The sequence below is a fragment of the Streptomyces sp. NPDC058619 genome, assembly GCF_042717785.1.
GTDB lineage: Bacteria > Actinomycetota > Actinomycetes > Streptomycetales > Streptomycetaceae > Streptomyces.
The window spans coordinates 266,053-290,551 of record NZ_JBHXQN010000001.1 but is presented as its reverse complement, the minus strand read 5'-3'; the positions used below and the strand labels follow the sequence as shown (position 1 = coordinate 290,551).

General features: G+C 69.4%; 21 protein-coding genes and 1 pseudogene. 4 read left to right on the top strand and 18 right to left on the bottom strand.

The genetic code is table 11. The features are described 5' to 3' along the window. Positions 1 to 148 precede the first annotated feature (148 nt). Together rpoB and ACFWTC_RS01395 are read left to right on the top strand one after the other, a co-directional pair. Positions 149 to 3,631: a DNA-directed RNA polymerase subunit beta gene (rpoB, locus tag ACFWTC_RS01400; RefSeq protein ID WP_383922746.1), complete on the top strand. Its 3,483-nt coding sequence runs from the start codon at positions 149 to 151 to the stop codon at positions 3,629 to 3,631. Positions 3,632 to 3,728: 97 nt separating this feature from the next. Next, a complete protein-coding gene (locus ACFWTC_RS01395) occupies positions 3,729 to 7,628 on the top strand; it encodes a DNA-directed RNA polymerase subunit beta' (protein ID WP_383922749.1) in 3,900 nt (1,299 codons plus the stop codon). A 128-nt stretch (positions 7,629 to 7,756) separates the two neighbouring features. On the opposite strand, the gene ACFWTC_RS01390 is transcribed toward ACFWTC_RS01395, so the two are convergent. From ACFWTC_RS01390 to ACFWTC_RS01335, 12 genes and pseudogenes are all read right to left on the bottom strand, one after another. Then, positions 7,757 to 8,881, bottom strand: coding sequence for a tetrahydrofolate dehydrogenase/cyclohydrolase catalytic domain-containing protein (locus tag ACFWTC_RS01390; protein WP_384025857.1), 1,125 nt, complete (start codon positions 8,879 to 8,881; stop codon positions 7,757 to 7,759). Then, positions 8,878 to 9,321: a hypothetical protein gene (locus ACFWTC_RS01385; RefSeq protein ID WP_383922754.1), complete on the bottom strand. Its 444-nt coding sequence runs from the start codon at positions 9,319 to 9,321 to the stop codon at positions 8,878 to 8,880. Before ACFWTC_RS01385 ends, ACFWTC_RS01390 begins: the two co-directional genes overlap by 4 nt. A gap of 14 nt (positions 9,322 to 9,335) precedes the next feature. After that, a complete protein-coding gene (locus ACFWTC_RS01380) occupies positions 9,336 to 10,727 on the bottom strand; it encodes a hypothetical protein (protein WP_384025860.1) in 1,392 nt (463 codons plus the stop codon). Positions 10,728 to 10,788: 61 nt separating this feature from the next. Next, entirely contained in the window at positions 10,789 to 11,172 is a 384-nt protein-coding gene (locus ACFWTC_RS01375; protein WP_383922759.1) for a DUF4913 domain-containing protein, read from the bottom strand. Further along, positions 11,169 to 12,935, bottom strand: coding sequence for a type IV secretory system conjugative DNA transfer family protein (locus tag ACFWTC_RS01370; RefSeq protein WP_384025863.1), 1,767 nt, complete (start codon positions 12,933 to 12,935; stop codon positions 11,169 to 11,171). The genes ACFWTC_RS01375 and ACFWTC_RS01370 overlap by 4 nt, the downstream gene beginning before the upstream one ends. Next, positions 12,932 to 14,395, bottom strand: coding sequence for an ATP/GTP-binding protein (locus ACFWTC_RS01365; protein WP_383922815.1), 1,464 nt, complete (start codon positions 14,393 to 14,395; stop codon positions 12,932 to 12,934). The genes ACFWTC_RS01370 and ACFWTC_RS01365 overlap by 4 nt, the downstream gene beginning before the upstream one ends. Positions 14,396 to 14,436: 41 nt before the next feature. After that, positions 14,437 to 15,930, bottom strand: coding sequence for an SCO6880 family protein (locus ACFWTC_RS01360; protein ID WP_383922764.1), 1,494 nt, complete (start codon positions 15,928 to 15,930; stop codon positions 14,437 to 14,439). Positions 15,931 to 15,968: 38 nt separating this feature from the next. Next, a complete protein-coding gene (locus tag ACFWTC_RS01355; RefSeq protein WP_384025866.1) occupies positions 15,969 to 17,042 on the bottom strand; it encodes a zeta toxin family protein in 1,074 nt (357 codons plus the stop codon). Beyond that, on the bottom strand, positions 17,039 to 17,281 hold the full coding sequence (locus tag ACFWTC_RS01350; RefSeq protein ID WP_383922774.1) for a hypothetical protein: 243 nt from the start codon (positions 17,279 to 17,281) through the stop codon (positions 17,039 to 17,041). Before ACFWTC_RS01350 ends, ACFWTC_RS01355 begins: the two co-directional genes overlap by 4 nt. Before the next feature lie 24 nt (positions 17,282 to 17,305). After that, entirely contained in the window at positions 17,306 to 18,373 is a 1,068-nt protein-coding gene (locus ACFWTC_RS01345) for a zeta toxin family protein (protein ID WP_384025869.1), read from the bottom strand. Next, positions 18,370 to 18,615 carry a hypothetical protein gene (locus ACFWTC_RS01340; protein WP_384026086.1) on the bottom strand — a complete coding sequence of 82 codons (246 nt, stop codon included), beginning with the start codon at positions 18,613 to 18,615 and terminating at the stop codon, positions 18,370 to 18,372. The genes ACFWTC_RS01345 and ACFWTC_RS01340 overlap by 4 nt, the downstream gene beginning before the upstream one ends. Positions 18,616 to 19,078: 463 nt before the next feature. Then, positions 19,079 to 19,276: pseudogene (locus tag ACFWTC_RS01335) on the bottom strand (zeta toxin family protein); the annotation flags it as partial. 29 nt (positions 19,277 to 19,305) lie between these two features. Between ACFWTC_RS01335 and ACFWTC_RS01330 the strand changes: the two are divergent. Beyond that, positions 19,306 to 19,548, top strand: a complete 243-nt coding sequence (locus ACFWTC_RS01330) for a hypothetical protein (RefSeq protein ID WP_383922780.1) — start codon at positions 19,306 to 19,308, stop codon at positions 19,546 to 19,548. A gap of 134 nt (positions 19,549 to 19,682) precedes the next feature. On the opposite strand, the gene ACFWTC_RS01325 is transcribed toward ACFWTC_RS01330, so the two are convergent. The 6 genes from ACFWTC_RS01325 to ACFWTC_RS01300 all read right to left on the bottom strand — a co-directional run bounded on the left by ACFWTC_RS01325 (position 19,683) and on the right by ACFWTC_RS01300 (position 23,268). Continuing rightward, positions 19,683 to 19,928, bottom strand: a complete 246-nt coding sequence (locus tag ACFWTC_RS01325) for a hypothetical protein (RefSeq protein ID WP_383922782.1) — start codon at positions 19,926 to 19,928, stop codon at positions 19,683 to 19,685. An 80-nt stretch (positions 19,929 to 20,008) separates the two neighbouring features. After that, positions 20,009 to 21,199, bottom strand: coding sequence for a hypothetical protein (locus ACFWTC_RS01320; RefSeq protein WP_383922785.1), 1,191 nt, complete (start codon positions 21,197 to 21,199; stop codon positions 20,009 to 20,011). Continuing rightward, positions 21,189 to 21,995, bottom strand: coding sequence for a hypothetical protein (locus ACFWTC_RS01315; protein WP_384025872.1), 807 nt, complete (start codon positions 21,993 to 21,995; stop codon positions 21,189 to 21,191). The genes ACFWTC_RS01320 and ACFWTC_RS01315 overlap by 11 nt, the downstream gene beginning before the upstream one ends. Positions 21,996 to 22,011: 16 nt before the next feature. Next, a complete protein-coding gene (locus ACFWTC_RS01310; RefSeq protein WP_383922790.1) occupies positions 22,012 to 22,299 on the bottom strand; it encodes a hypothetical protein in 288 nt (95 codons plus the stop codon). A gap of 152 nt (positions 22,300 to 22,451) precedes the next feature. Further along, positions 22,452 to 22,694, bottom strand: coding sequence for a hypothetical protein (locus ACFWTC_RS01305; RefSeq protein ID WP_384025875.1), 243 nt, complete (start codon positions 22,692 to 22,694; stop codon positions 22,452 to 22,454). Between the two features lie 22 nt (positions 22,695 to 22,716). Next, positions 22,717 to 23,268, bottom strand: coding sequence for a DUF6668 family protein (locus ACFWTC_RS01300; RefSeq protein ID WP_383922794.1), 552 nt, complete (start codon positions 23,266 to 23,268; stop codon positions 22,717 to 22,719). A gap of 173 nt (positions 23,269 to 23,441) precedes the next feature. Between ACFWTC_RS01300 and ACFWTC_RS01295 the strand changes: the two genes are divergently transcribed. Then, a complete protein-coding gene (locus ACFWTC_RS01295) occupies positions 23,442 to 24,476 on the top strand; it encodes a peptidoglycan DD-metalloendopeptidase family protein (protein ID WP_384025877.1) in 1,035 nt (344 codons plus the stop codon). The last annotated feature ends 23 nt before the right edge of the window (positions 24,477 to 24,499 follow it).

The window sequence follows — 24,499 nt, the reverse complement described above, 5'->3', positions numbered from 1 at the left end:
GCCCGTCGCCAGGGGCATACCCACGTTTGAGCACACCTGATTGATCGTCCTGACCTGGCCCTTCGGCCGGATCGGATAACGAAGGTCTTCTGTGTCAGCTGGGACCGGTACGCGCGTAGTGAGTCCGAGCCCTCGGAAGGACCCCCTCTTGGCCGCCTCGCGCAACGCCTCGACCAATACGAACAACGGTGCCAGCACCGCCCCGCTGCGCATCTCCTTTGCAAAGATCAAGGAGCCCCTCGAGGTTCCGAACCTCCTGGCGCTGCAGACCGAGAGCTTTGACTGGCTTCTCGGCAACGCTGCCTGGAAGTCTCGCGTCGAGTCGGCGCTTGAGAGTGGACAGGACGTCCCCACCAAGTCCGGTCTGGAAGAGATCTTCGAGGAGATCTCGCCGATCGAGGACTTCTCCGGGTCGATGTCGCTGACCTTCCGCGACCACCGTTTCGAGCCGGCGAAGAACTCTGTCGACGAGTGCAAGGACCGCGACTTCACGTACGCGGCGCCGCTGTTCGTCACAGCCGAGTTCACGAACAACGAGACCGGAGAGATCAAGTCTCAGACGGTCTTCATGGGCGATTTCCCGCTCATGACCAACAAGGGCACCTTCGTCATCAACGGCACCGAGCGTGTCGTCGTGTCGCAGCTTGTCCGCTCCCCCGGTGTCTACTTCGACTCCTCCATCGACAAGACGTCCGACAAGGACATCTTCGCGGCCAAGATCATCCCGTCCCGGGGTGCCTGGCTGGAGATGGAGATCGACAAGCGCGACATGGTCGGTGTCCGCATCGACCGCAAGCGCAAGCAGTCCGTCACCGTCCTCCTGAAGGCTCTCGGCTGGACCACCGAGCAGATCCTCGAGGAGTTCGGCGAGTACGAGTCCATGCGCGCCACCCTGGAGAAGGACCACACCCAGGGTCAGGACGACGCGCTGCTCGACATCTACCGCAAGCTGCGTCCGGGCGAACCGCCGACCCGCGAGGCCGCTCAGACGCTGCTCGAGAACCTCTACTTCAACCCGAAGCGCTACGACCTCGCCAAGGTCGGCCGCTACAAGGTGAACAAGAAGCTCGGCGCCGACGAGCCGCTGGACGCCGGCGTGCTCACCACCGACGACGTCATCGCAACGATCAAGTACCTGGTCAAGCTGCACGCCGGCGAGACCGAGACGACCGGCGAGTCCGGCCGTTCGATCGTGGTCGAGACCGACGACATCGACCACTTCGGCAACCGTCGTCTGCGCAACGTCGGCGAGCTCATCCAGAACCAGGTCCGCACGGGTCTGGCTCGTATGGAGCGCGTCGTCCGCGAGCGCATGACGACCCAGGACGTCGAGGCGATCACGCCGCAGACCCTGATCAACATCCGGCCGGTCGTCGCCTCCATCAAGGAGTTCTTCGGCACCAGCCAGCTGTCGCAGTTCATGGACCAGAACAACCCGCTGTCGGGTCTGACCCACAAGCGCCGCCTGTCGGCGCTGGGCCCCGGCGGTCTGTCCCGTGAGCGGGCCGGCTTCGAGGTCCGAGACGTCCACCCGTCGCACTACGGCCGCATGTGCCCGATCGAGACCCCCGAAGGCCCGAACATCGGTCTGATCGGCTCGCTCGCGTCCTACGGTCGCGTCAACGCGTTCGGTTTCGTCGAGACCCCGTACCGCAAGGTCATCGACGGTTTCGTCACGGACGAGGTCGACTACCTGACGGCCGACGAGGAAGACCGCTTCGTCATCGCCCAGGCCAACGCCGGCCTGTCCGACGAGATGCGCTTCACCGAGAACCGCGTGCTGGTTCGTCGTCGTGGCGGCGAGATCGACTACATCGCCGGCGACGACGTCGACTACATGGACGTCTCCCCGCGCCAGATGGTGTCCGTCGCGACCGCGATGATCCCCTTCCTGGAGCACGACGACGCCAACCGCGCCCTCATGGGCGCGAACATGATGCGCCAGGCCGTTCCGCTCATCAAGGCGGAGGCCCCGCTCGTCGGCACCGGCATGGAGTACCGCTGTGCGGTCGACGCCGGTGACTCGATCCGTGCGGAGAAGGACGGTGTCGTCCAGGAGGTCTCGGCCGACTACGTCACCGTCGCCAACGACGACGGCACGTACACCACGTACCGCGTCGCCAAGTTCTCCCGCTCGAACCAGGGCACCTCGGTCAACCAGAAGGTCATCGTCAACGAGGGTGACCGGATCGTCGAGTCCCAGGTCCTCGCCGACGGACCGGCGACCGAAGAGGGCGAAATGGCCCTCGGCAAGAACCTGCTCGTCGCGTTCATGCCGTGGGAAGGTCACAACTACGAGGACGCGATCATCCTGTCGCAGCGCCTCGTGCAGGACGACGTCCTCTCCTCGATCCACATCGAGGAGCACGAGGTCGACGCCCGTGACACCAAGCTCGGTCCCGAGGAGATCACCCGGGACATCCCGAACGTCTCCGAGGAGGTCCTCGCGGACCTCGACGAGCGCGGCATCATCCGCATCGGTGCGGACGTCGTCGCCGGCGACATCCTGGTCGGCAAGGTCACGCCCAAGGGTGAGACCGAGCTGACCCCGGAGGAGCGCCTGCTCCGTGCGATCTTCGGTGAGAAGGCCCGCGAGGTGCGTGACACCTCGCTCAAGGTCCCTCACGGTGAGATCGGCAAGGTCATCGGTGTCCGCGTCTTCGACCGCGAGGAGGGCGACGAGCTTCCTCCGGGCGTGAACCAGCTGGTCCGCGTCTACGTCGCCCAGAAGCGCAAGATCACCGATGGTGACAAGCTCGCCGGCCGCCACGGCAACAAGGGTGTCATCTCCAAGATCCTTCCGATCGAGGACATGCCCTTCCTTGAGGACGGCACGCCGGTCGACATCATCCTGAACCCGCTGGGTGTCCCGTCCCGAATGAACCCGGGACAGGTCCTGGAGATTCACCTCGGCTGGCTCGCCAGCCGCGGCTGGGACGTCTCCGGCCTCGCCGAGGACTGGGCCGAGCGTCTGAAGGTCATCGGTGCCGACAAGGTCGCGCCCGGTACCAACGTCGCCACCCCGGTGTTCGACGGCGCCCGCGAGGACGAACTCGCCGGCCTGTTCGAGCACACCATCCCGAACCGCGACGGGGACCGCCTGGTCCTCCCGACCGGCAAGGCGCACCTGTTCGACGGCCGCTCCGGCGAGCCGTTCCCGGAGCCGGTCTCGATCGGCTACATGTACATCCTCAAGCTCCACCACCTGGTCGACGACAAGCTCCACGCTCGGTCGACCGGTCCGTACTCGATGATCACGCAGCAGCCGCTGGGTGGTAAGGCGCAGTTCGGTGGCCAGCGCTTCGGTGAGATGGAGGTGTGGGCGCTCGAGGCTTATGGCGCCGCTTACGCCCTCCAGGAGCTGCTGACCATCAAGTCCGATGACGTCACCGGCCGCGTGAAGGTCTACGAGGCCATCGTCAAGGGCGAGAACATCCCCGAGCCGGGCATTCCCGAGTCCTTCAAGGTGCTCATCAAGGAAATGCAGTCGCTCTGCCTCAACGTGGAGGTGCTGTCCTCGGACGGCATGTCCATCGAGATGCGCGACACCGACGAGGACGTCTTCCGCGCGGCGGAGGAGCTCGGTATCGACCTGTCCCGGCGTGAGCCGAGCAGCGTCGAAGAGGTCTGACGGGCCTGACGGGGGGCTCGCTCAAGAGCCCCCCGTCATCCCCGGGACCGTTCAGACCATGATTGAGACTCGACCCCGAAAGAGGGATTGACGCACAGTGCTCGACGTCAACTTCTTCGACGAGCTGCGGATCGGCCTTGCCACCGCGGACGACATCCGAACCTGGTCCCACGGCGAGGTCAAGAAGCCGGAGACCATCAACTACCGCACGCTCAAGCCCGAGAAGGACGGACTCTTCTGCGAGAAGATCTTCGGCCCGACCCGGGACTGGGAGTGCTACTGCGGCAAGTACAAGCGTGTCCGCTTCAAGGGCATCATCTGTGAGCGCTGTGGCGTCGAAGTCACGCGCGCCAAGGTGCGCCGCGAGCGGATGGGCCACATCGAGCTCGCCGCTCCCGTCACCCACATCTGGTACTTCAAGGGCGTCCCGTCGCGCCTGGGCTACCTGCTGGACCTCGCGCCGAAGGACCTCGAGAAGGTCATCTACTTCGCCGCGTACATGATCACGTTCGTGGACGACGAGCGCCGCACCCGCGACCTCCCGTCGCTGGAGGCCCACGTCTCCGTCGAGCGCCAGCAGATCGAGAACCGCCGCGACGCGGACCTCGAAGGCCGTGCCAAGAAGCTCGAGACCGACCTGGCCGAGCTCGAGGCCGAGGGCGCGAAGGCCGACGTGCGCCGCAAGGTGCGCGAAGGCGCCGAGCGCGAGATGAAGCAGCTCCGTGACCGCGCCCAGCGCGAGATCGACCGCCTCGACGAGGTGTGGGCCCGCTTCAAGAACCTCAAGGTCCAGGACCTGGAGGGCGACGAGCTCCTGTACCGCGAGCTGCGTGACCGCTTCGGCACGTACTTCGACGGCTGCATGGGCGCCGCCGCGCTGCAGAAGCGCCTGGAGTCCTTCGACCTCGAGGAGGAGGCCGAGCGCCTCCGCGAGATCATCCGTACCGGCAAGGGCCAGAAGAAGACCCGCGCGCTCAAGCGCCTCAAGGTCGTCTCCGCGTTCCTGCAGACCAGCAACAAGCCCAAGGGCATGGTTCTGGACTGCGTGCCGGTGATCCCGCCGGACCTGCGTCCGATGGTGCAGCTGGACGGTGGCCGCTTCGCGACCTCCGACCTGAACGACCTGTACCGCCGCGTGATCAACCGCAACAACCGCCTGAAGCGCCTTCTCGACCTCGGTGCCCCCGAGATCATCGTGAACAACGAGAAGCGCATGCTCCAGGAGGCCGTGGACGCCCTCTTCGACAACGGTCGTCGTGGTCGTCCGGTGACCGGTCCCGGCAACCGTCCGCTGAAGTCCCTGAGCGACATGCTCAAGGGCAAGCAGGGTCGATTCCGCCAGAACCTCCTCGGCAAGCGCGTGGACTACTCCGCGCGTTCCGTGATCGTCGTCGGCCCGCAGCTGAAGCTGCACCAGTGCGGCCTGCCCAAGGCCATGGCGCTGGAGCTCTTCAAGCCGTTCGTGATGAAGCGCCTGGTGGACCTGAACCACGCGCAGAACATCAAGTCGGCGAAGCGCATGGTCGAGCGCGGCCGCACGGTCGTCTACGACGTGCTCGAAGAGGTCATCGCCGAGCACCCGGTCCTCCTGAACCGTGCGCCCACGCTGCACCGCCTCGGCATCCAGGCCTTCGAGCCCCAGCTGGTCGAAGGCAAGGCCATCCAGATCCACCCGCTCGTCTGCACCGCGTTCAACGCGGACTTCGACGGTGACCAGATGGCCGTGCACCTCCCGCTCTCCGCGGAGGCGCAGGCCGAGGCCCGCATCCTGATGCTGTCCTCGAACAACATCCTGAAGCCGGCCGACGGCCGTCCGGTCACGATGCCGACCCAGGACATGGTCCTCGGTCTGTTCTTCTTGACCACCGACGGCGAGCTCCGTGACGTCAAGGGCGAGGGCCGTGCGTTCGGCTCGACCGCCGAGGCGACCATGGCGTTCGACAACGGCGAGCTGGCGCTCCAGTCGGCCGTGGACATCCGCTTCCCGGTGGGCACCATCCCGCCGCGCGGCTGGGCGCACCCGGTCGCCGAAGAGGGCGAGCAGGAGTTCCAGCCGGGCGACAGCTTCCGGCTGCGCACCACCTTGGGCCGCGCGCTCTTCAACGAGCTGCTGCCCGAGGACTACCCGTTCGTCGACTACTCGGTGGGCAAGAAGCAGCTCTCCGAGATCGTCAACGACCTGGCGGAGCGCTACCCCAAGGTCATCGTGGCGGCGACGCTCGACAACCTGAAGGCGGCCGGCTTCCACTGGGCGACCCGTTCGGGCGTCACCGTGGCCATCTCCGACGTCGTCGTGCCCGAGGCCAAGAAGGCCATCGTCAAGGGCTACGAGGAGCTGGACGAGAAGGTCCAGAAGCAGTACGAGCGCGGTCTGATCACCAAGGACGAGCGCACGCAGGAGCTCATCGCGATCTGGACCAAGGCGACCAACGAGGTTGCCGAGGCGATGAACGCGAACTTCCCCAAGACGAACCCCATCTTCATGATGGTTGACTCGGGTGCCCGAGGAAACATGATGCAGATGCGACAGATCGCCGGTATGCGTGGTCTGGTGTCGAACGCGAAGAACGAGACCATCCCGCGTCCGATCAAGGCGTCCTTCCGTGAGGGCCTCACCGTTCTGGAGTACTTCATCTCCACGCACGGTGCCCGTAAGGGTCTGGCGGACACCGCCCTGCGTACCGCCGACTCGGGTTACCTGACCCGTCGTCTGGTGGACGTCTCGCAGGACGTGATCATCCGCGAGGAGGACTGCGGCACCGAGCGCGGCCTGAAGCTGAAGATCGCCGTTCGCGGCGAGGACGGCGCGCTGCGCAAGGCCGACGACGTCGAGACCTCGATCTACGCCCGCATGCTGGCCGAGGACGTCGTCATCGACGGCAAGGTCATCGCGCCGGCCAACGTCGACCTCGGTGACGTGCTCATCGACGCCCTGGTCGCCAACGGCGTCGAGGAGGTCAAGACCCGCTCGGTCCTGACCTGTGAGTCCGCGGTCGGCACCTGTGCCTTCTGCTACGGACGCTCGCTCGCCACCGGCAAGCTGGTCGACATCGGTGAGGCGGTCGGCATCATCGCCGCCCAGTCCATCGGTGAGCCCGGTACCCAGCTGACGATGCGTACCTTCCACACCGGTGGTGTGGCCGGTGACGACATCACGCAGGGTCTGCCGCGTGTCGTCGAGCTCTTCGAGGCCCGTACCCCGAAGGGTGTCGCCCCGATCTCCGAGGCCGCCGGCCGCGTGCGGATCGAGGAGACCGAGAAGACGAAGAAGATCGTCATCACGCCCGACGACGGCAGCGAGGAGACGCCCTTCCCGATCTCCAAGCGCGCCAAGGTCGTCGTGCACGAGGGCGACCACGTCGAGGTGGGCCAGAAGCTCACCGCGGGTGCCACCAACCCGCACGACGTGCTGCGCATCCTCGGTCAGCGTGCCGTCCAGGTCCACCTGGTCGGCGAAGTCCAGAAGGTCTACAACTCGCAGGGCGTGTCGATCCACGACAAGCACATCGAGATCATCATCCGGCAGATGCTGCGCCGCGTGACGATCATCGAGTCCGGCGACGCGGAGCTCCTGCCGGGCGAGCTGGTCGAGCGGTCGAAGTTCGAGACCGAGAACCGTCGTGTGGTCACCGAGGGCGGTCACCCCGCCTCCGGCCGTCCGCAGCTGATGGGTATCACCAAGGCCTCGCTCGCGACCGAGTCGTGGCTGTCGGCGGCGTCCTTCCAGGAGACGACCAGGGTTCTGACGGACGCGGCGATCAACGCCAAGTCCGACTCCTTGATCGGCCTCAAGGAGAACGTCATCATCGGTAAGCTCATCCCGGCCGGTACGGGCCTCGCCCGCTACCGCAACATCCGGGTGGAGCCCACCGAGGAGGCCAAGGCCGCGATGTACTCGGCCGTCGGCTACGACGACATCGACTACTCGCCCTTCGGCACCGGCTCCGGCCAGGCCGTCCCGCTGGAGGACTACGACTACGGCCCGTACAACGGCTGAGTCGGACACGAGCAGTAACCGCAGGGCGGTCACCCGAGAGGGTGGCCGCCCTGCGGCGTTCCCACGGTCCGCCGCGACGCGTCAGCGGCGGGCCGGCCGGACGACGTGGCCGCGACCCCCGGTCCGGTTCACCGGGAGTGGCCGCCGCCGCCCCGGCCGGGCCGTTGCGGGCCGGTTCCGTGCTGCTGTACGCCGGACTGCTGCGCCGGAAGCCGAGGAGGCGCGGCAGGGGCGGCCGTGGGCCCTGCGGGAGCCCCTGCCGGGGGGCCGGCGGAGCCGCGGAGCCGGGCGGCCTGGGCCACCGAGGGCGCGGTCCCAGGCGCGGACCGGGCAGTGTCCGGGGCGCTCCCGGCGCTGCGGGAGGCGGCCTCGAAGGCGCCGCGATCGAGGTAGGGCCCCGCGGCCACCTGCCACGGAGTGACGTTCGGATCCACCTCCTGACGGACTATGCGTTCCATCAGGGTGGCCATCTCCACCGGCCCGATGCCGCCGGGAACGGGGGTGATGTTCTGCGGGATCCCGGCGGCATCGGCGTGTACGTCGCCCTGGACGCCGCCGTTCGCCTGCGGCACGAAACCGGAGTCGATCACCACCCTGTGGTGGGGCTGGATGTGGTCGGGACCCAGGATTCCCGGGTTTCCGGTGACGGAGATGACGATGTCGGCGTCCCGCACCCGGCGCAGGTCGTCGCCCTGGTCCAAGGTCATCGGGTCGTGCCCGTTCTCCCGGAGCAGGCCGACGATGCCCTGGCCCACGAAGCCCTTGCTGCCGACCACGGCGATGGTGGGACCGTCCTGCGCGAAGGGCTGGGCGACCCGGTAGACCCCCTCCGCGGTGGCGCAGGCCGGGTAGGGGGACCGTCCGCCCAGCAGTGCGTCTATGTCCTTAGACGGATCCATCCGCTCCACGAGCGGGCGCAGATGGGCGGGCGGCGGGAACTGCACGATGATCGCGCGGGTGGCCGGGTCCTGGCTGTAGCGGTCCAGTACGGCGACGAACCCGGCTCGGTCGACTCCGGGCGGCAGGACGACGTGGTTCGCCTCGAAGCCGAGGTGCTCGAAGGCCTTCACCTTCTGCTCGGCGGAGACCCGGGAGGCAATCAGACGGGTCTGCCAGTCCGGTGGGTCGGTCGCCTCCGGGGTGAACCGGATGATCGCGACCTTCTGTTCCCGGGGCTGGACGATCTCCTGGTAGTGCCCGTAGAGCTCGCGCGCCTGTCGCAGTACGTCCCGGCCGGAGACGAGTTCGGTCACGTGCTGCGCCCCAGGGCGCCGAGCACCTCGGGTACGGGTGCGAGCGGCTTGCCGCCGAAGAGTGCCGTGACCTGCTCGGAGGTGAGCCGCTGGTCGCCCCGGAGGTCGTCCTGGTAGCCCTCGGGCGTCGCGGTGAGGGCGAGGGCGGTGAAGGTCTCCGGCCCGGAGGGGTCGTGGTACGAGAAGTCGCCGAAGTGGGCGATCCAGGTGATGGCGGCGATGTCCGGTGCGAAGCCTTCGCGCAGCAGCGGGAGCGCGGCGCCCGCGACGCTCGGGAAGTCGTCGGTGATACCGCGGTCGTCCGGGTTGTCGGCGAGTTCGGAGACGACGGCCACGACGTGCCGGGTGGCGGGGTCGTAGACGGCCCGCAGCAGGGCGTGGGCGTCGCCGGCCCGGCGGTGGCGCCAGTGGACGACTGCCTGGAACTGAGGGATTTCCATGGTCACTCCTCGGGTCAGCTCTGCTTGAGCACGGAGATGAGCAGCCCGCCCGTGGGACCGGGGGTCACGAAGACGCCGACGTTGTCGAGGGCCCATGTGGGGGCGACGGTGCCGGTCGGGAGCAGCTTGGGGGCGCCCGCGTCCTTGGAGAGGTCGATCTCGACGACGGCGTCGCCCTGGTCGCTCACCCGCCCGTACGCGATGCCCGCGTCGGTGAGGGACGTGACGAGCACGCCCTTGCGGTCCGCGGTGGCGCCCAGGCAGGTGCCGTGCAGGCGCTGGAGGTCGAAGGCCAGGCCGCCGTCGGCGATGAACCGGCCGTTCGGGGAGATCACAGCGGCCAGTGGTTCCGTGGTGCCGGGCCTGGCCCGCCGCGACGTCCACTCGCAGGCCATGCTCGCCTTCAGCTTGCCCGTCGCGGTGTCGTGCACCGCGGCCACGGGGAAGGTGATGCCGCGGCCGGTCTTGGGCGCGCGCCATCGGGAGAGCACGTTCCCGCCCCTGGTCGAGAGGAACTCGCCGTCGTTGCCGGTCCAGTCCGCGGCGGAGGCGCCGGGCGGTACGGCGGTGAGGTTCGACCAGACGCCGGACACCTGGAATCCGCCCGTGAATCCGGAGACGAGCCACCCCTTGCCCGTCTTGGTCTGTCCCGCACCCTTGGCACAGGCATCGGCGCACGCCTCGATCGTGCCCGTGGCCAGGTCCACGGCCACGGCCCCGTGGGGGTTGTTGCCGGTGACGGCCGGACCGTGCCAGCGGATCTGGAGGCCCGTTCCGAGATCCTCCACCTGGAGGTCGTTCAGGGCGTTGCCCGAGTTGCTCCCGTACGTATTGACGGGCACTTCGATCTCGCGGAGCGGGGTCACCGAGTCACCCGTGGCATCGGCCGGGTAGACGGCCATGCGGACGACTTCCTTGCCGGTGCTGAGGGCGTCCTGCCCGGCGACGCCGTGCGCCCACAGCACCACGTACTCCCGGCCGTCCTGGTAGGCCGTGGCGACCCCCGGGAGCTCGGCGTGCTCGTCGGCGTAGTCCCCCTTGCCGAGTTCGCCCATGGACTTGGGGGGTTCCCACACCGTGCCGGTGAAGACGTCCTCGCCGGTCGCGGCGCGTCGGGCCTTGAGCCGGAACCCGTCCTCCGAGGCCGTCAGGTACGCGACGACGCCGGTACGCGCGGCGACCGCCACGGGCGGTCTGGACGAGTACTCCCTCGGCAGCCACGTCAGCTCTTCCTGCCAGCCCTTGTCCGCGGCGTACGCCGACGGGACGGTCAGCAGGACCTTCGGCCCCTGCGGCGGCGGAGGGGCCGAGGCCGACGGCGCGCTCGGCTTGTCCTCCTTCGACGGGGAGTCCGCTCCTTCTCCGCAGCCTGCCAGGAGAGCCCCGGCCAGTACCGTCGCTGCCATCGCATGACTTCTGCGCACGTGTCGTACCCCTCCCCTTGCGTGCCTCATCGCTGTGGCACGTTCAGTACTTCTCGACCACCGGCGCGCTCTTGGCCCGGTGGCTTCCCTCCTTGCAGCCGGCGAACGGTCCCGCCGGATCGCGCAGTTCCCGCATCGCCGGGCCCAGATGATCTCGGTGCCACACGGAGGGTCCGCTCGCGCCGGACGCCGGATCGGTCAGCTCCTGCCACACCAGCCACAGGCCGTGCAGCCGGGCCACCGCCTCCAGGTGTTCCCACCAGCGGGGGCACCACGGTTCCGTGGAGCGGGCCTCCCGCCCGTAGACCGGCAGCAGCAGGTACTCGACCCACGTGGCGAGCGCCCGCAGCTCGCTCTCGTACGCCTCCCCCTCGAGGTAGAGGATGAAAAGGGGGGCCGCCCGGTCCTCCGGGGCGGGCGCCGTCATCGCAGGGCCGCCCGTGCGGCCCGGGCGGTGATGGCCTGGACCTCGGCCTGAGCCGCGGCCTGGATGCGATCGGCGCCGGGCTCCTTGTACCAGGGGCGCAGCCGGATCAGGGCCGGACGGACACCGGTGGCCAGCAGCAGGGCCGTGCCCTTGGGCAGGGCCCTGATCCGGTCCGCGGGCAGGATCCGCTCCAGCCGGTACGAGGTCGAGCGCGAGCGGCCGTCCTTGCTGCGGGAGTAGCTGACCGTGCTCACGTCCTGTTCGCCGACGAGCCGCGAGATCTTCTCGACGAAGTCGGCGTCGTCCAGGCCGGCGCCGAGCAGCTTGATCGTCGCGGCGCCCCAGAGGGCGTCCATGCCGGCCTCGCCCCAGACCCGGCTGCCCTGCCGGTAGCTCTGGAGGAGCGTCACGATGTTGATGCCGCGCGAGCCGAAGTGCGAGTACAGGTCGGGAAGGTCGGAGATCCGGCAGACGTTGGCCGCCTCGTCCAGGACCGCTGTCATCGGCGGGTCGAGGCGGCCCCCCGTGCGTTCGGCGGCGCGGACGCCAGCCCGCAGGACCGAGTCGGCGACGGCGGCGATGACGCCGGCGGCCGAACCGCCTCCGTCCTTGGACAGCAGGTACAGGGTGTCGGTGCCCGTCACGTGCTGGTCCGGCTGGAACTGCGGCATCGAGGGGTCGGGCGTGACCCAGGCGGCGATCCGTGGGTCGAGGAGGCAGGACACGCACTGCCGTGCCGTCTCGAAGATTCCGTCCCGGGTTTCCACCGCGCCTTGGATCGTGCCCCGCAACTGCTCGGCGAGGGCGTTCATGCCCGCGTCGCGCAGCAGGTCGATCGGGGTCCGGTCGGCCGGGTCGGCGAGCCAGCCCAGCACTTCGTCGACGGGGCGACCGCCCTTGTTGGCCGCGTGGAAGAGGGCGGTCAGGGTGTTCTGCGCCGCGGAGATCCAGAAGTCCCGCTTCGAGGCGTCGTCGTTGACCGCGCCCACGAAGTGGCCGGCCAGGCGCCGGGCGCCCTCGATGTCTCCGGCGTCGGCGAGCATGTCCCACCACATGGCGCGGGGGGTGTGCGCGATGCCCTGCGGGTCGAACGTCCAGACCCGGCCGACCCGTTCGCGTTCCGCCCGGGTGACGCTGTAGACGTCGGCCTTGTTGGACGTCAGCAGCACGCAGCCGCGGGCCCGCAGGACGCGCGGGACGGCGATGCCGGTGGACTTGCCCGCGCGGGGGGCCATCAGGTCCAGCTCCACGTCCTCGTAACTGGAGCGCAGTTCGGGGCCGTTGGGCTCCAGGTTGCCGAGGATGTTGCCGGTGTCGTCGGGATGGAGCTTGCCGCCGGAGGCCTTGCGCAGGGACGGGCGGAGCTCCAGGGCGCGGGCCGCGGCGCCCTTGGGGAGCATGGAGGCGAGCTCCCGGCGTCCGGCCAGGCCGTTCGAGCGGCCGCCGCGCTTGCGGATCAGCAGGACCAGAGCCACCAGCAACCCCAGGAGCACGCCGAAGGTCAGCGCGATGCCGGCGCCCGACACGGCGGCGGAGACACCGGGCCAGAGCGGCTCCGGGCCTTCCTGCACCAGGGTGGCCAGGGTGCTGAGGGCGAATGGGGGAGGGTTCCAGCCGGCGCCCCCGGCGGCCGCGCCGAGCGTGCCGCCCAGCCAGGCGGACAGGAAGCCGAGGAAGACGATGGCGGCGACCCCGACGATCAGCCAGGGGAGCAGGTCCTCGGCGGAACCGCCGCCCTTCCTGCGGGGGGTACGTGCGGTCACTGCTCCTCCCTGGGCTTGAGCAGCGGCACCCTGTCGGCCTCGGTCCACCGGTTGTTGGTGTTGTGCAGGTTCTTCTCGGTCTCCGTGATGGCGACCTTGATGGGGATGCCCGGCCGGCCGCCGACCTTGATCAGGAAGCGGCCGCGGCCGGGAGGCTCGGAGTTGGCGGTGGGGTTGGCCCACCCCGGCGGGGAGGACCAGGAGGAGACCAGGTCGATCTCCCGCTCGGACATGCCGATGACCTTGCCGAGGTCCTCCATCTCCGTACGCGGCAGTCCGGCACACACCACCATCCCGGCGCGCTCCACGAAGCCGCGGGCCTTCGCCCGGTCGGACTCGCTGCCGAGCGCCTCGGCGTCCTTGAGCGTGTGGGTGATCTTGGCGTCGCCGAGCCCGAGCGATCGGTTCAGGCGGGTCAGGGCGTCGATGCGTTCCACGATGCCGGAGGCGGCGCGCAGGGGACGCCACAGCTCGTCGAGGACGGTGAAGAACCAGCGCTGTGGAGCCAGGCCCGCGTCCGCCAGGGCGTGCGCCGCGGCGACGGTGCCGAGCCCGTCCGACCAGGCGGCCAGCATCGCGGCGGCGGTCAGCTGGGTGTCGGCCTCGCCGATGCGGGAGATGTCCACGCACACGGCGGGGGCGTTGGGATTGATCCGGGTGGAGGTCTCCGTGGCGAAGGTGTCGCCGAGCGGCCCGTCCAGGATGCCGATCAGGGAGCGGTGCAGAGGGTCGACGGCCTCCTGGTAGCGCTCCTGGTTGCCGCGGTCCAGGGTGACCGCCCGGACCCGGTCCGGCCCCTCGTCGAGGACCCGCAGGAGGTCGGGCAGCAGCGGGGGCCGGCCCGGCGTGGACCGCTCCTTGAGGTGGTGCAGGCAGGCCGACAGCACCGACTGCTCGTGGTCGTCCATCGGGCGGCCGCGCATGATGGTGATCAGCGCGGCGACCATGTTCAGGACGCGGCCGTGGGCCTCGGCCCGGAGCACCCGCCCGGCCTCCCCGCCGATCCGCTCGGCCGCCTCGCCCATCGCACCGGGATCGAGGACGTTGATCCCGCCGACGCCGCGGCCGATGGAGATCACCTGGCCGCCGAGGGCCCGCACGGTGTCGGCGTAGTCGGGCTTCAGGTCGCCGAGGACCAGCGGGACCACCCCCGTCGCCGTCATGCCGATCAGCATCCGGTTGACCAGGGTGGACTTGCCGAGGCCGGGCATGCCCAGCATGAACAGGGACGGGTTCGATATGTACCGGGCCCGGGTGAACCAGGAGATCGGGTCCCCGCACACGGTCGCGCCGGTGTGCAGGTGCTGGCCGAGGGGCACCCCCGTCATGGGCGCGCCGGATCCAGCGGCGAACGGCCACAGACCGCACGCCTGCACGGTAGTGGCACGCCACATCGAGGGCGGGTCCATGTGGGCGACCTGCCCGCCGCCGGGCCCGGGCCAGCCGCGGGACGGCGTCATGAGGCTTCGGGGCTGCCGGGGAGTCGCGGGCTGCTTCGTGCTCACAGGGTCTCCCTGAGCTGGTACGGGATGAGGGTGTGCTCCCACGGCAGCAGGCCGACCGGCAGGGTGCAGGTGAACGCGGCCGCCTGCATGCGGTCGGCGGGGCGCATCAGGATCCGGGAGGACGCCTGGAGGTTGCGCACGGTGATGGACGCGTCCGCCAACTGCTCCTCGTCGGCGACGGTGACCGTGACCATCATCGAGAATTCGACGAGGCCGGCGCCGGAGGCCTCCTCGGCGGCGGTCTGTTCGGCGGCGCGCATCTCGGACGCGGCGCGGGCCTGGACCAGGCCGCGCTGGGAGCCGGCCATGAAGTGGGCCGAGCGGCGGTCGGCCTCCACGATGCGGGCCGAGGTCCCCGGGTCGATGGGCCGGTAGACCAGCGAGACCCGTTTGCGGCGGGTGCCCTGCGCGGGCTCCAGCAGACCGCGCAGCACGCTGGAGCGGACGGTGCCGCGCGGGGCCAGCGTCAGCATCCAGGTCCGGGACACCCCGGAGTCGTGCTTGTACCCGTCCACGGTTTCCACCGCGGCGGCCGGACCGGCGTCGTGCCACTGGACGCCGGTGGCACCGTGCTCCGCACGGACGTTGAGGAGGTCCGGGGCGATCGCCGGGTCGTAGGCGACGCGCACGATCTCCGAGATCTGCTCCGCGGACATCGGGGAGGCGGAGCCGCCGCCGGCCGCGACCAGACCCGACAGCAGGGAGGGCAGGCGCATCGACAGGTCGGTGATGATGTCGTCCTGCTTGCGGCGCGGACCGGGCATGGCGCCGTAGGTGAGGGCGATGTACGTGTGCATCTCGGAGGACGCGGACGGGTAGCGGGCCACGACCTCCTCCATGACCGCGCGGGCAGCGAGCGGGGCGTCGGGCACGATCCGCGGCAGGACCTCGGCGGCAAGCCGGGTCCCGGTGTCGGGCGCGGTCTCGACGACGACCTGCGCCCCGCGCAGGCCGGGCTCGTGGGACAGGCGAGCCAGCCAGTCGCCCCAGGAGGCCACCCAGATGTCCACCTGGTGCGGGTCGACGAGGGAGCCTCCGTCCGGCTCGCAGGCCAGGACGATCGTGTAGAGGTTGCGGCCCGGGTGGTGCAGGACGCCGAAGGAGCGGCCGTAGGCGTCCTGGCCCTCCAGCATCTTCACGCGGGCGAGCATGCCGGGCGGCGAGAAGTGCCCGCCGGTACGCCGTGACAGGGGGCCGGAGACGTAGGTGTGCGAGCCGTTGGCCTTGCGCTTCATCCAGCCGATCCGCACGGCCACCATCTGGTAGACGTTCCGGCCGTCGGCGCTGCGCAGGGCGAGCGGTGCGACGAAGAGCGCGAGCGGTACGAGCACGCCGATGGCGGTGGCGAGCGAGACCAGCGAAGCGAGCAGGACGACCACGAGCCCGCCGAACGCGACGACGGTCCCGAGCAGGCCGAGCGGCCCGAGGCCGGGCCTGCGGGGGCGCCGCCAGTTTCCGTAGGTAGGCCGCGCCATGGATTCGGTGGCCATGCGTTTCCTTTCGGGGTGTTCTGTGTACGAGTGCTGGTTCAGCGGGTGCGGCCGGGGCCGGGCTGGTGGTGGGGGGTGTGGGGCGCCTGCGGCGCGGGCCGGGTGGCGGGCTGGACCGGGGTGCCGGTGGTGCCGGTGGTGCCGGTGGTGGAGCGGAGGCGGCCGGCGGCGGCTATGCGCATCGTGGTGTCGCCCTGCTGGAAGGCGGGGGCCTGGGCGAGCAAGCCGACGGGTGCGGGGGCCTGGGCGGCGAAGATGCCGCGGTCGGAGGTGATGAGGCCGGTGACGAGGCCCTTGTCGGCGAGGCGCTCGGCGTTCTCGCGGCCGATGGAGTAGCCGCGGCCGGTGCTGCTCTGCTGGTAGAGGTCCTTGATCATGGCTTCGGGGGCCATGCGGCCGCCGTAGTCGTCGCGGCCCTGTTCGTACTCCTTGCGGCCGGACTCCCAGCGGGTGTGGTTCTGTTGGAGGCACTGTTCGAGGGGGACTTCGACGGAGAGGATGACGCGCTTGTCGTAGCCCTGGCCGGCGAGGTCGGTGAGGAGCCGGGTGTTCTTCGCCTCGTTCTTGAGGGTTGCGTCGTAGAGCAGGTTGTAGCCCTCTCCACGGGCCCACCGCTCGAACTGGTCCTGCAAGTCGGCGGATTCCCGGTGGATGAGCGAGGCCATCTCGGACGGGGTGAGCTCGCGCCCGAAGGGCAGTTCCCTCGACGGGGCGTCCAGTTGGGGGAGTCCGCCGTGTCTGAAGATGGCGACCTTGAACTGGTCCGGGTCCAGGACGACGTAGTCGTCCAGGTTCACGCCGTGCGCGCGTGCCAGCTCGCGCCCGATCTCGGTGTCCTGACCCTGCAACGCGGATAGGTTCGCCTGGGCGCCCCCCTTACCGGCGCCCGGCGCGCCCGCCGTGAGCAGCACGGCATGGCCGTCACGGGGGAGCCCTGCGGTACCGGCCTGGAACTCCCGGAGGATCGTCGCGTGGAGGGGGCGCCGCTCGCGGTCCCAGCGCAGGCCGTCGTTGTACCTGCTGTATGTGTCCCGGTCGCCGGGGGACAGATCCCCTCCGGGGCCGATGCGTTGTTGCAACTCGCGGTAGAGCTGCTGGTATTCGGAGGTCATGCGCTGGTGTTCCGGCGGTCGCAGATCTCGTCGTAGTCCTCTTCGGTGATCTCGCCGAGGAGGAAGGATCCGTAGAGGACGTTCGCCGTATTGTCCTGGTGGGAGGGCTCGGTGTGGCCTTCTTCCCAATCCCATTCCTCGAACTTCCACTCCGTGACGGCGGTGATCATTTCCTCGCGCGGGATCTCACCGGCCGCGTAGCGGCCCAGGTAGGCGCGCAGGGAGGGCTTGTCGCTCATCTGCTGTCTTCCTTTCGGAATCTTCTAGCGGGTGCGGCCGGGTCCGGGGGGCTGGTGGGGCTGGTGGCCGGGTTGCGGCGTGGGCTGCTGTCCTGCGGGCCGGGGCGCCGCCGGGGTGGGGGTGCCGGTGGTGGAGCGGAGGCGGCCGGTGGCGGCTATGCGCATCGTGGTGTCGCCCTGCTGGAAGGCGGGGGCCTGGGCGAGCGGGCCGGTGGCTGGAGACGGTGTGGCGAAGGTGCCCCGGTCGGCGGTGATCAGGCCGGTGGCGAAGCCTTGGCCGGCGAGCCTTTCGGCGTTCTCCCGGCCGATGGAGTGTCCGCTTCCCGTGGTGTTCTTCGCGTACAGGGCGTGGATCATCTGCTCGGGGGACATCCGTCCGCCGTAGGCGTCCTCGCCCCGTTCGTACTCGAGGCGGCCCTGGTACCAGCGGTTGGTGTTCTGCGCGATCGACTGTTCGAGGGGGACCTCGACGGAGAGGATGACGCGCTTGTCGTAGCCTCCTCTGCCGAGGCCGTCCAAGAGCTCGGCGGCGCTCCGTTCGTTGGCGAGGGTGGCGTCGTAGACGAGGTTGTAACGGCCCTCGCGCGCCCACTCCTCGAATTCGTTCCGCAGGTTCGAGGCCTCCCGGTGCAGGAGTCCCGACATTTCGGCGGGTGCGAGTTCCCGCCCGTGGGGCAGGGCCATCGACTGGGGGTCAAGGCGGGGGAGGCCGCCCGCCTCGAAGAGGGCACGCTTGAACTCGTCGGGGTCCAGGACGACGTAGTCGTCGAGGTTCACGCCGTGCGCCGACGCCAGCCGGCGGCCGAGCTCGGAGTCCTCGCTCTGCCACTCGGTCAGCTTGCCCCGCGCGGCTCCCTTGCCGGCGCCGGGTGCTCCCGCCGTCATCAGGACGGCCGCCCCCCCGCGGGGGCGGTGCCTGTTCTCGGTCTTGAAGCGGTCCAGGACGGCCGCTTGCATGTGAAGGCGATCGCGGTCCCAGGCGGCGTTCCGCCCGAATGCCGCTTGGCTGTCCTGCGGACCGGGCGAGAGGTCTCCTCCCCGGCCCATGCGCCGCTGCAGCTCGGCGTAGAGCTGCCGGTATTCGTTGTTCATGCGTTGCTGGCCCCGCGCCGCCGCTGGATCTCCTCGTAGTCCTCATGGGTGATGCGACCGTGCAGCACTCCGCCCCTGAGCACGCTGAGGGTGTTGTCCTGGTGGATGGGCTCGATGACGAGCTCGTCCCAGATCTCTTCCTCGAAGTCCCAGGCGGCGACGGTGTCGAGCATCTCCTCGCGCGGGATGGTGCCCGTGGCGTACTGCTTGAGGTAGGCGCGCAGGGAGGGCTTCTCGGTCATCGGTGGTTCCTTCGGGGTCAGCGGGTGCGGCTGAGCGGGGTCTGGCCGGGAAGTCGGGCGGGGGAGCCGTCTGCGCCGGGGGTGTGGTGCGGGTGGCGGATCCCCGGGTGGAACGGAGCCGGCCGGCGGCGGCTATGCCGAGGGTGGTCTCGCCCTGCCGGAAGGTGGTGGCCTGGCGTGCCTTCGTGGGTGGCGCTGCCGGGAAGGTGCCGCGTTCGGTGGTGATGAGCGCGGTGGCGAGGCCTTTGTCGGCGAGCTTCTCGGCGTTCTCCCGGCCGATGGAGTGGCCGCGACCGGTGCTGCTCTGGGCGTACAGGTTCATGATCATGGCTGCGGGGGCCATGCGGCCTCCGTAGGAGTCGGGGTCGCGGCCTTGCTCGTACGCGATCCGTCCACGCTTCCAACGCTCGGCGTTTTGAGCCAGGCACTGTTCGAGGGGTACCTCGACGGAGAGGATGACTCGCTGCTGGTAGCCGACGCTGTCCAGCTCCCGCAGCAGGCGGGTGTTCTTGTCCAGGTTCTTGAGGGTGGCGTCGTAGAGGAGGTTGTAGCCCTGGCTACGGGCCCAGACCTCGAAGTTGTCCTGGAGGAACGCGGATTCCTCGTGGACGAGGGACGCCATTTCGGAAGGCGAGAGCTGCCGGCCGTGGGGGAGCGCCATGCGCTCGGTGTCCAGCCGGGGAGGCCCCCGTGCTGGAAGATGGCGACCTTGAACTCGTCGGGGTCCAAAGGGACGTATTGCTTCAGGTCCACGCCGTGGGCATCCGTCAGGGCGCGGCCCAGGTCGGAGTCCTGCCGCTGCCACTCCGCCAGATTGGCCTGCGCCGTCCCCTTGCCCGCGCCGGGGGCGCCCGCCGTCATCAGGACGGCCCGGCCGTCGCGGGGGCGGTCGTCGTACTTCTCCTTGAACTGTTCCAGGACGGCACGCTGTAGCTGACGCCGCTCTCGGGTCCACTCGTCGTTGGTCGTATGGACCGCGTAGGTCGTGTGGGGGCTTCCCGGCGACAGGTCACCGCCCTGGCCCATGCGCCTCTGGAGCACCTGGTACAGGTGCCGGTACTCGTCGTTCATGCCGAGCGCAGTCGGCGTCGGCGGTGGATCTCTTCGTAGTCGTCGTCGGTGATGTCCCCGAGCAGGGCGGCGCCGGAGAGGACCTTGAACGTGTTGTCCTGGTGGGTGGGTTCGATGTGTTCGGGGTCCCAGTCGTCCTCTTCGAAGTCCCAGGCGGCGACGGTGCCGAGCATCTCCTCGCGCGGGATGGTGCCCGTGGCGTACTGCTTGAGGTAGGCGCGCAGGGAGGACTTCTCGGGCATCGGTCTTCCTTTCGAACAGCGTGCTGTCGGTGGTGGGGTGGTGCGTGCCCAGGGGCGCGCACCACCCCACCCGACGGTTACTACTGGTTGTGGCCCTTCATACCGTCGTTGTCGTCCAGCGAGCCGGCGACTTCCTGCGCAGCGGCGATACCCGCCTGGGCGACCACCGCTGCGGCCTGGATCGCGACGCCCGCCGGGCCTGCTGCCGCGGCGGCGCCACCGGCGGCCGCGCCGCCCGCGCCGCTCGCCGAGGATCCGGCGCCTGCCGAGGGCGAGCCCTGGGGGCCTCCGCCGCCTCCGCCGCTGGAGCCTCCGCCTCCGCCGCCTCCGCCGCCAGCTCCACTGGCGATGCTGACGGCGCCGGAGGCGATGTTGTTCGCGACGTTCATCGCGACGGTTCCGCCGGACGTACTGCCGAGGGCGGCAGTCGCTGGGACGACCAGCTTGAGCAGGGCCGGCAGGGCGAAGACGGACAGGATCAGCATTCCCATGCCGGCGATCACGCTGTCCAGGCTCTTCTCGTCCTTGGTCATCGATGTCGCGGAGTAGATGATGAGCGCGGCGGCCGGCTTGTAGAGGAGCCACGCCACGGTCCAGCCGATGTGCTTCTTCCACCAGCCCTCGCCCCAGCCCGTCATCGACGAGGCGGCGGCGATCGGGAGGGTGCCGATGAGCATGATCAGCACGCCCAGCCTGATGTACATCAGGATGATCTGGATGAAGCTGGACAGCATGACGAGGATGCCGAAGATGATGATCGTGCCCGGACTCTCCAGCGCGGTGAAGCCGACGATCTTCTCGGCGTTCTCCCCGAGGTTGGCCTTGGTGTAGACCTCCTTGGCGTAGGCGTCGGAGGCCGCGTACAGGGACTGCGCGATGACCGGGGCCATGGCGCTGACGAGGATGACCTTCCACATCCCCATGAACGCCTGCTGCATGGACTGGCCCTTGCGCTCGTAGGCCATCCGGAACGCGGCGAGGAGGACGGACGCGACGGCAACGTAGCCGACGATCCAGCTCGTCTCGCCCATGATGGCGTTGAGCCCGGTGCCCTTCTGGGGGTTGAGCGTGGTGCCGTCGCCGACCTTCAGCCAGACACCGTTGAGAGTTTTGAGGATCTCGCCGACGGCCTTGCCGATGGCTTGGGCGAAGGCGCCGACGGCGCCGTCGGCGATCGAACCGCCGACCTTCTCGACGACCTTTCCGCCGCACTTGAGCGGATGGAGCGCGCAGTCCGCGATGTCGCCGGGACCCGGCAGGTTAACCGGCATTGCCGCCTCCCCAGACGACGAAGCCGTCCGTGCCGTCCACCGGAGCCATCCCTTCGAGGAGCGATCCGGTGAGGGTGGGGCGGAGCCGCCAGTCCCCGTCCTCCCAGACCACGGAAGCCGTTCCCGAGACGTAACCCTTCTCGGGCAGCTGGAGCAGCAGCATGACGGTCGCCTGAGTCGGGGAGTAGCTGAGGACGCCGAAGCCGGCGTAGGTTCCCTCGCTTCCCGGGGCACCCTTCCCGCTCTGGTCGGCCGGCTGGGCTCCCCGGCGCTTGATGAACTCGTCGCGGCCGGCTCCGCGCGCCATCTGCCGGTCGGCCACCTCGCGCCAGCGAGGTCCGGTGAAGTGGGTGGAAATACTGTGGGCCGCGAGCACGGCGCCCATCGGGGTGTGGGCGTAGCAGGTCCAGAGGGGCCCGTCGAACTGGCGCGGGCCAGCCGTCTCCGACACCGGAAGCAGATCGGTGTCGGACTGCTTCCACTTCAGGTCCGACGGGCCCTGCTTCGGGATGTTCTGGTCACTGTCGTTCGTGCTGCACCCCGCCGGGCGGCCTTCCGCTGAAGCGGACGGTGCCCCCGCCGACGGAGTGGCGGCAGGGGGGCCACTGGATGCCGGCGCGGACGGCTGGGGCTGCCCGGTGTTGTTGCCGTCCGAGTCCTCCCCGGTCAGGAGGACGATGCCACCGATCAAGAACATCGACAGCAGGAACGCGGCGGAGATCATCCAACCGCGCTGTTGCCAGAACGGCTTCTCCCACTCACCGCTGCTGCCACGGGATTTTCCGGAAGCCCTCATCGGTCAGCCTCCCGGATCAGTTGAAGACGAAGGAGACGAGCGGGCCGGCCGTGGCGACCAGGACGCAACCGCCCAGGACCATGCCGAGACGCCCCATGTGCTCGGAGCCCTCACCGCGGCGCATCGATATCGCCATCATGGCTCCGGTGATCAGGACGCCGGCCACGCCGGCCGCAGTGCCCGCCCAGGCCACGATGCCGAGGACGTTGTTCACCTTGGTGGTGAGCTCCGGCGGGGCGTTCATTCCGGGCTTCGGGACATCGGCCGCGAGAATGACGGCTGCGTCACGGACCTTACTGAGCATGGTGGATCCCCCTGGGTCATGTTCTACGCCGACCAATTGGTCGAAATTTTAAAGGCATTGAGATGTCATGGCCGACGGCATCATGGCAGGGATGGCACCGGTTGGGTCTTGCTCGTGACCGGTCCGGAACATATTCCGTCGGCGTTACGGTTTCAACCGGACAGCAGGAAGGCCACGATCGGGCCCGCCGTGGCGCCGATGATGCAGGCGCCCAGGACCGTGGCCAACTGGGCCAGGTGTTCGTCCCCGTTGCCCGAGCGGAGCGCGATCGCCATGCGGGAGCCGACGATCAGGACGCCGAACACCCCGGCCACCGACACGAGCCACGCCATCCAGCCGAGGATCTGGTTGAGGGGACCGGTAACCGCCGGGCCGGCGGCCAGCATGAACTCCATTGCTCTTCCCTCCCGGTGGCCGTCAGCGGCCGTTGATCAGTCTGGACAGCTTCGACGTCTCTCTCGGAATCGGGCCCGACAGGTCGCCCATGCGCCAGGCCGGTATCCACGGCACCCGGTGGACCTCGACGACCGAGCCGATCACCCTGATGCGCTTGGCCAGTTCGGGTGGCAGGCGGCCGGGGGCGTCGGCGACGAGAACGACGGCCTGGAGGCTGGCTCCGGGCGGCTGTTCATTCCTTCGGATCATATCCAGTGCCTGTGACACCGCCCGAAGTCCGGACGCGTGCGTGCGGGCCACGAGGAGGACCTTCCCGGAGGCTCCGGTCGCCGGATCGGGCCACTGCGATCCGGCGTCGGCCCCGCCGAACACCGTGGCCAGCGTGGTGGCCCCGGCGCCGCCGTGGGCGTTCATCCAGGTGAAGGGCGCGAGCTCCGGGGAGGGCGGGCCGGCCGCAAGTCCGTTGTCGGCGAAGGCGTGTGAAGGCGGGAGGGAAGGATCGGCCAGTGCCGTCGCCGAGCCGACCGGCCCCCGGATCCAGATCTCCGGACCACCCGGTGTTCTTTGACTCATGGCTTTGTCTCCCCCCACGTCGACGCCCGCCGCCAACTCGCGTAGCGTCCTGCACCGACAACTTAGTGCGAATCTCTAGGGATTGTTTGTGACAGTCTCGTGACTCTCTGCCGGACGGCCCCCCAGGAGACTCGCACGGGTAAACGGCATTGGAGCATGTCGACGGGGGAGCGATGTCAGAACAGGGGGGCGGCGCGGCCATGTGGGTGGCCGGCGCCGCAGTAGCTGCCGTCATGATGCCCTTCGTCCTCTTCGTGGGTGTAAGCGGCGGCGGAGCCGATACCGGACTGGTCGCCGGGGGCGGGGCGTTGAACCCCAAGCACGTCCCCCCGGAGTACGTGGCCTGGGTGCTGAAGGCCGGCTCGATCTGCCCGACCATCACCCCGCCCGTCATCGCGGCGCAGATCGAGGCCGAGTCGGCCTGGATCAACGGCCGGACGTCGCCCGTCGGCGCGCAGGGACTGTCCCAGTTCATGCCCGGCACCTGGGCCGGGTGGGGTAAGGACGACGACGGCAACGGCCGCATAGACCCCTTCGACCCCGGGGACGCGATCATGGCCCAGGGGCGCTACGACTGTGCCCTCGCCCGGGACGTCGAGCGCTACAAGGAGCGCGGCATAGCCAGCGGCCCCACCCTCGACCTCGCCCTCGCCGCCTACAACGCGGGGCCCGGCGCCGTCGAGAGGTACGGCGGCATACCCCCCTACCGCGAGACCCAGGGCTACGTCGTCGCCATCAAGAACGCCATGGCGAAGTACACCGCGATCGCCACAGACCCCGGCTCGGGAACCATCCCCGCAGGTCAGCAGATGGCCATGCCGTTGCGCGTCAACGCTCCGGTGACCTCCCCGTACGGTATGCGCGTGCACCCGGTGACGGGCGTGCACAAGCTGCACACCGGCATGGACTTCGGCGTCGGCGAAGGCAATCCGGTACTCGCGGCCAAGGAGGGCACCGTCACCTTCGCAGGCTGGAACACGGGTTACGGAAACCGCGTCATCATTTCGCACGGCACCGTCGGCGGCGCGCAGATATCGACGACCTACAACCACATGTCCGCCCTCAACGTGGGCGTCGGAGCACAGGTGGGCGTCGGGACCGTGGTCGGGCTCGTTGGTTCGACGGGCTACTCCACGGGTGCCCATCTCCACTTCGAGGTCCAGCAGAACGGCCAGTACGTGAACCCCGCCCCCTGGATCGGCAGGTGAGCGGGCAGGTGAGGAAGGAGATG

Excerpts from the sequence above, each read along its gene's own strand:
- ACFWTC_RS01385 (WP_383922754.1), bottom strand. The coding sequence starts at position 9,321 with ATGGAAATCCCTCAGTTCCAGGCAGTCGTCCACTGGCGCCACCGCCGG.
- ACFWTC_RS01380 (WP_384025860.1), bottom strand. The coding sequence starts at position 10,727 with ATGGCAGCGACGGTACTGGCCGGGGCTCTCCTGGCAGGCTGCGGAGAA.
- ACFWTC_RS01375 (WP_383922759.1), bottom strand. The coding sequence starts at position 11,172 with ATGACGGCGCCCGCCCCGGAGGACCGGGCGGCCCCCCTTTTCATCCTC.
- ACFWTC_RS01365 (WP_383922815.1), bottom strand. The coding sequence starts at position 14,395 with ATGACGCCGTCCCGCGGCTGGCCCGGGCCCGGCGGCGGGCAGGTCGCC.
- ACFWTC_RS01360 (WP_383922764.1), bottom strand. The coding sequence starts at position 15,930 with ATGGCCACCGAATCCATGGCGCGGCCTACCTACGGAAACTGGCGGCGC.
- ACFWTC_RS01355 (WP_384025866.1), bottom strand. The coding sequence starts at position 17,042 with ATGACCTCCGAATACCAGCAGCTCTACCGCGAGTTGCAACAACGCATC.
- ACFWTC_RS01350 (WP_383922774.1), bottom strand. The coding sequence starts at position 17,281 with ATGAGCGACAAGCCCTCCCTGCGCGCCTACCTGGGCCGCTACGCGGCC.
- ACFWTC_RS01345 (WP_384025869.1), bottom strand. The coding sequence starts at position 18,373 with ATGAACAACGAATACCGGCAGCTCTACGCCGAGCTGCAGCGGCGCATG.
- ACFWTC_RS01340 (WP_384026086.1), bottom strand. The coding sequence starts at position 18,615 with ATGACCGAGAAGCCCTCCCTGCGCGCCTACCTCAAGCAGTACGCCACG.
- ACFWTC_RS01325 (WP_383922782.1), bottom strand. The coding sequence starts at position 19,928 with ATGCCCGAGAAGTCCTCCCTGCGCGCCTACCTCAAGCAGTACGCCACG.
- ACFWTC_RS01320 (WP_383922785.1), bottom strand. The coding sequence starts at position 21,199 with ATGCCGGTTAACCTGCCGGGTCCCGGCGACATCGCGGACTGCGCGCTC.
- ACFWTC_RS01315 (WP_384025872.1), bottom strand. The coding sequence starts at position 21,995 with ATGAGGGCTTCCGGAAAATCCCGTGGCAGCAGCGGTGAGTGGGAGAAG.
- ACFWTC_RS01310 (WP_383922790.1), bottom strand. The coding sequence starts at position 22,299 with ATGCTCAGTAAGGTCCGTGACGCAGCCGTCATTCTCGCGGCCGATGTC.
- ACFWTC_RS01305 (WP_384025875.1), bottom strand. The coding sequence starts at position 22,694 with ATGGAGTTCATGCTGGCCGCCGGCCCGGCGGTTACCGGTCCCCTCAAC.
- ACFWTC_RS01300 (WP_383922794.1), bottom strand. The coding sequence starts at position 23,268 with ATGAGTCAAAGAACACCGGGTGGTCCGGAGATCTGGATCCGGGGGCCG.
- ACFWTC_RS01295 (WP_384025877.1), top strand. The coding sequence starts at position 23,442 with ATGTCAGAACAGGGGGGCGGCGCGGCCATGTGGGTGGCCGGCGCCGCA.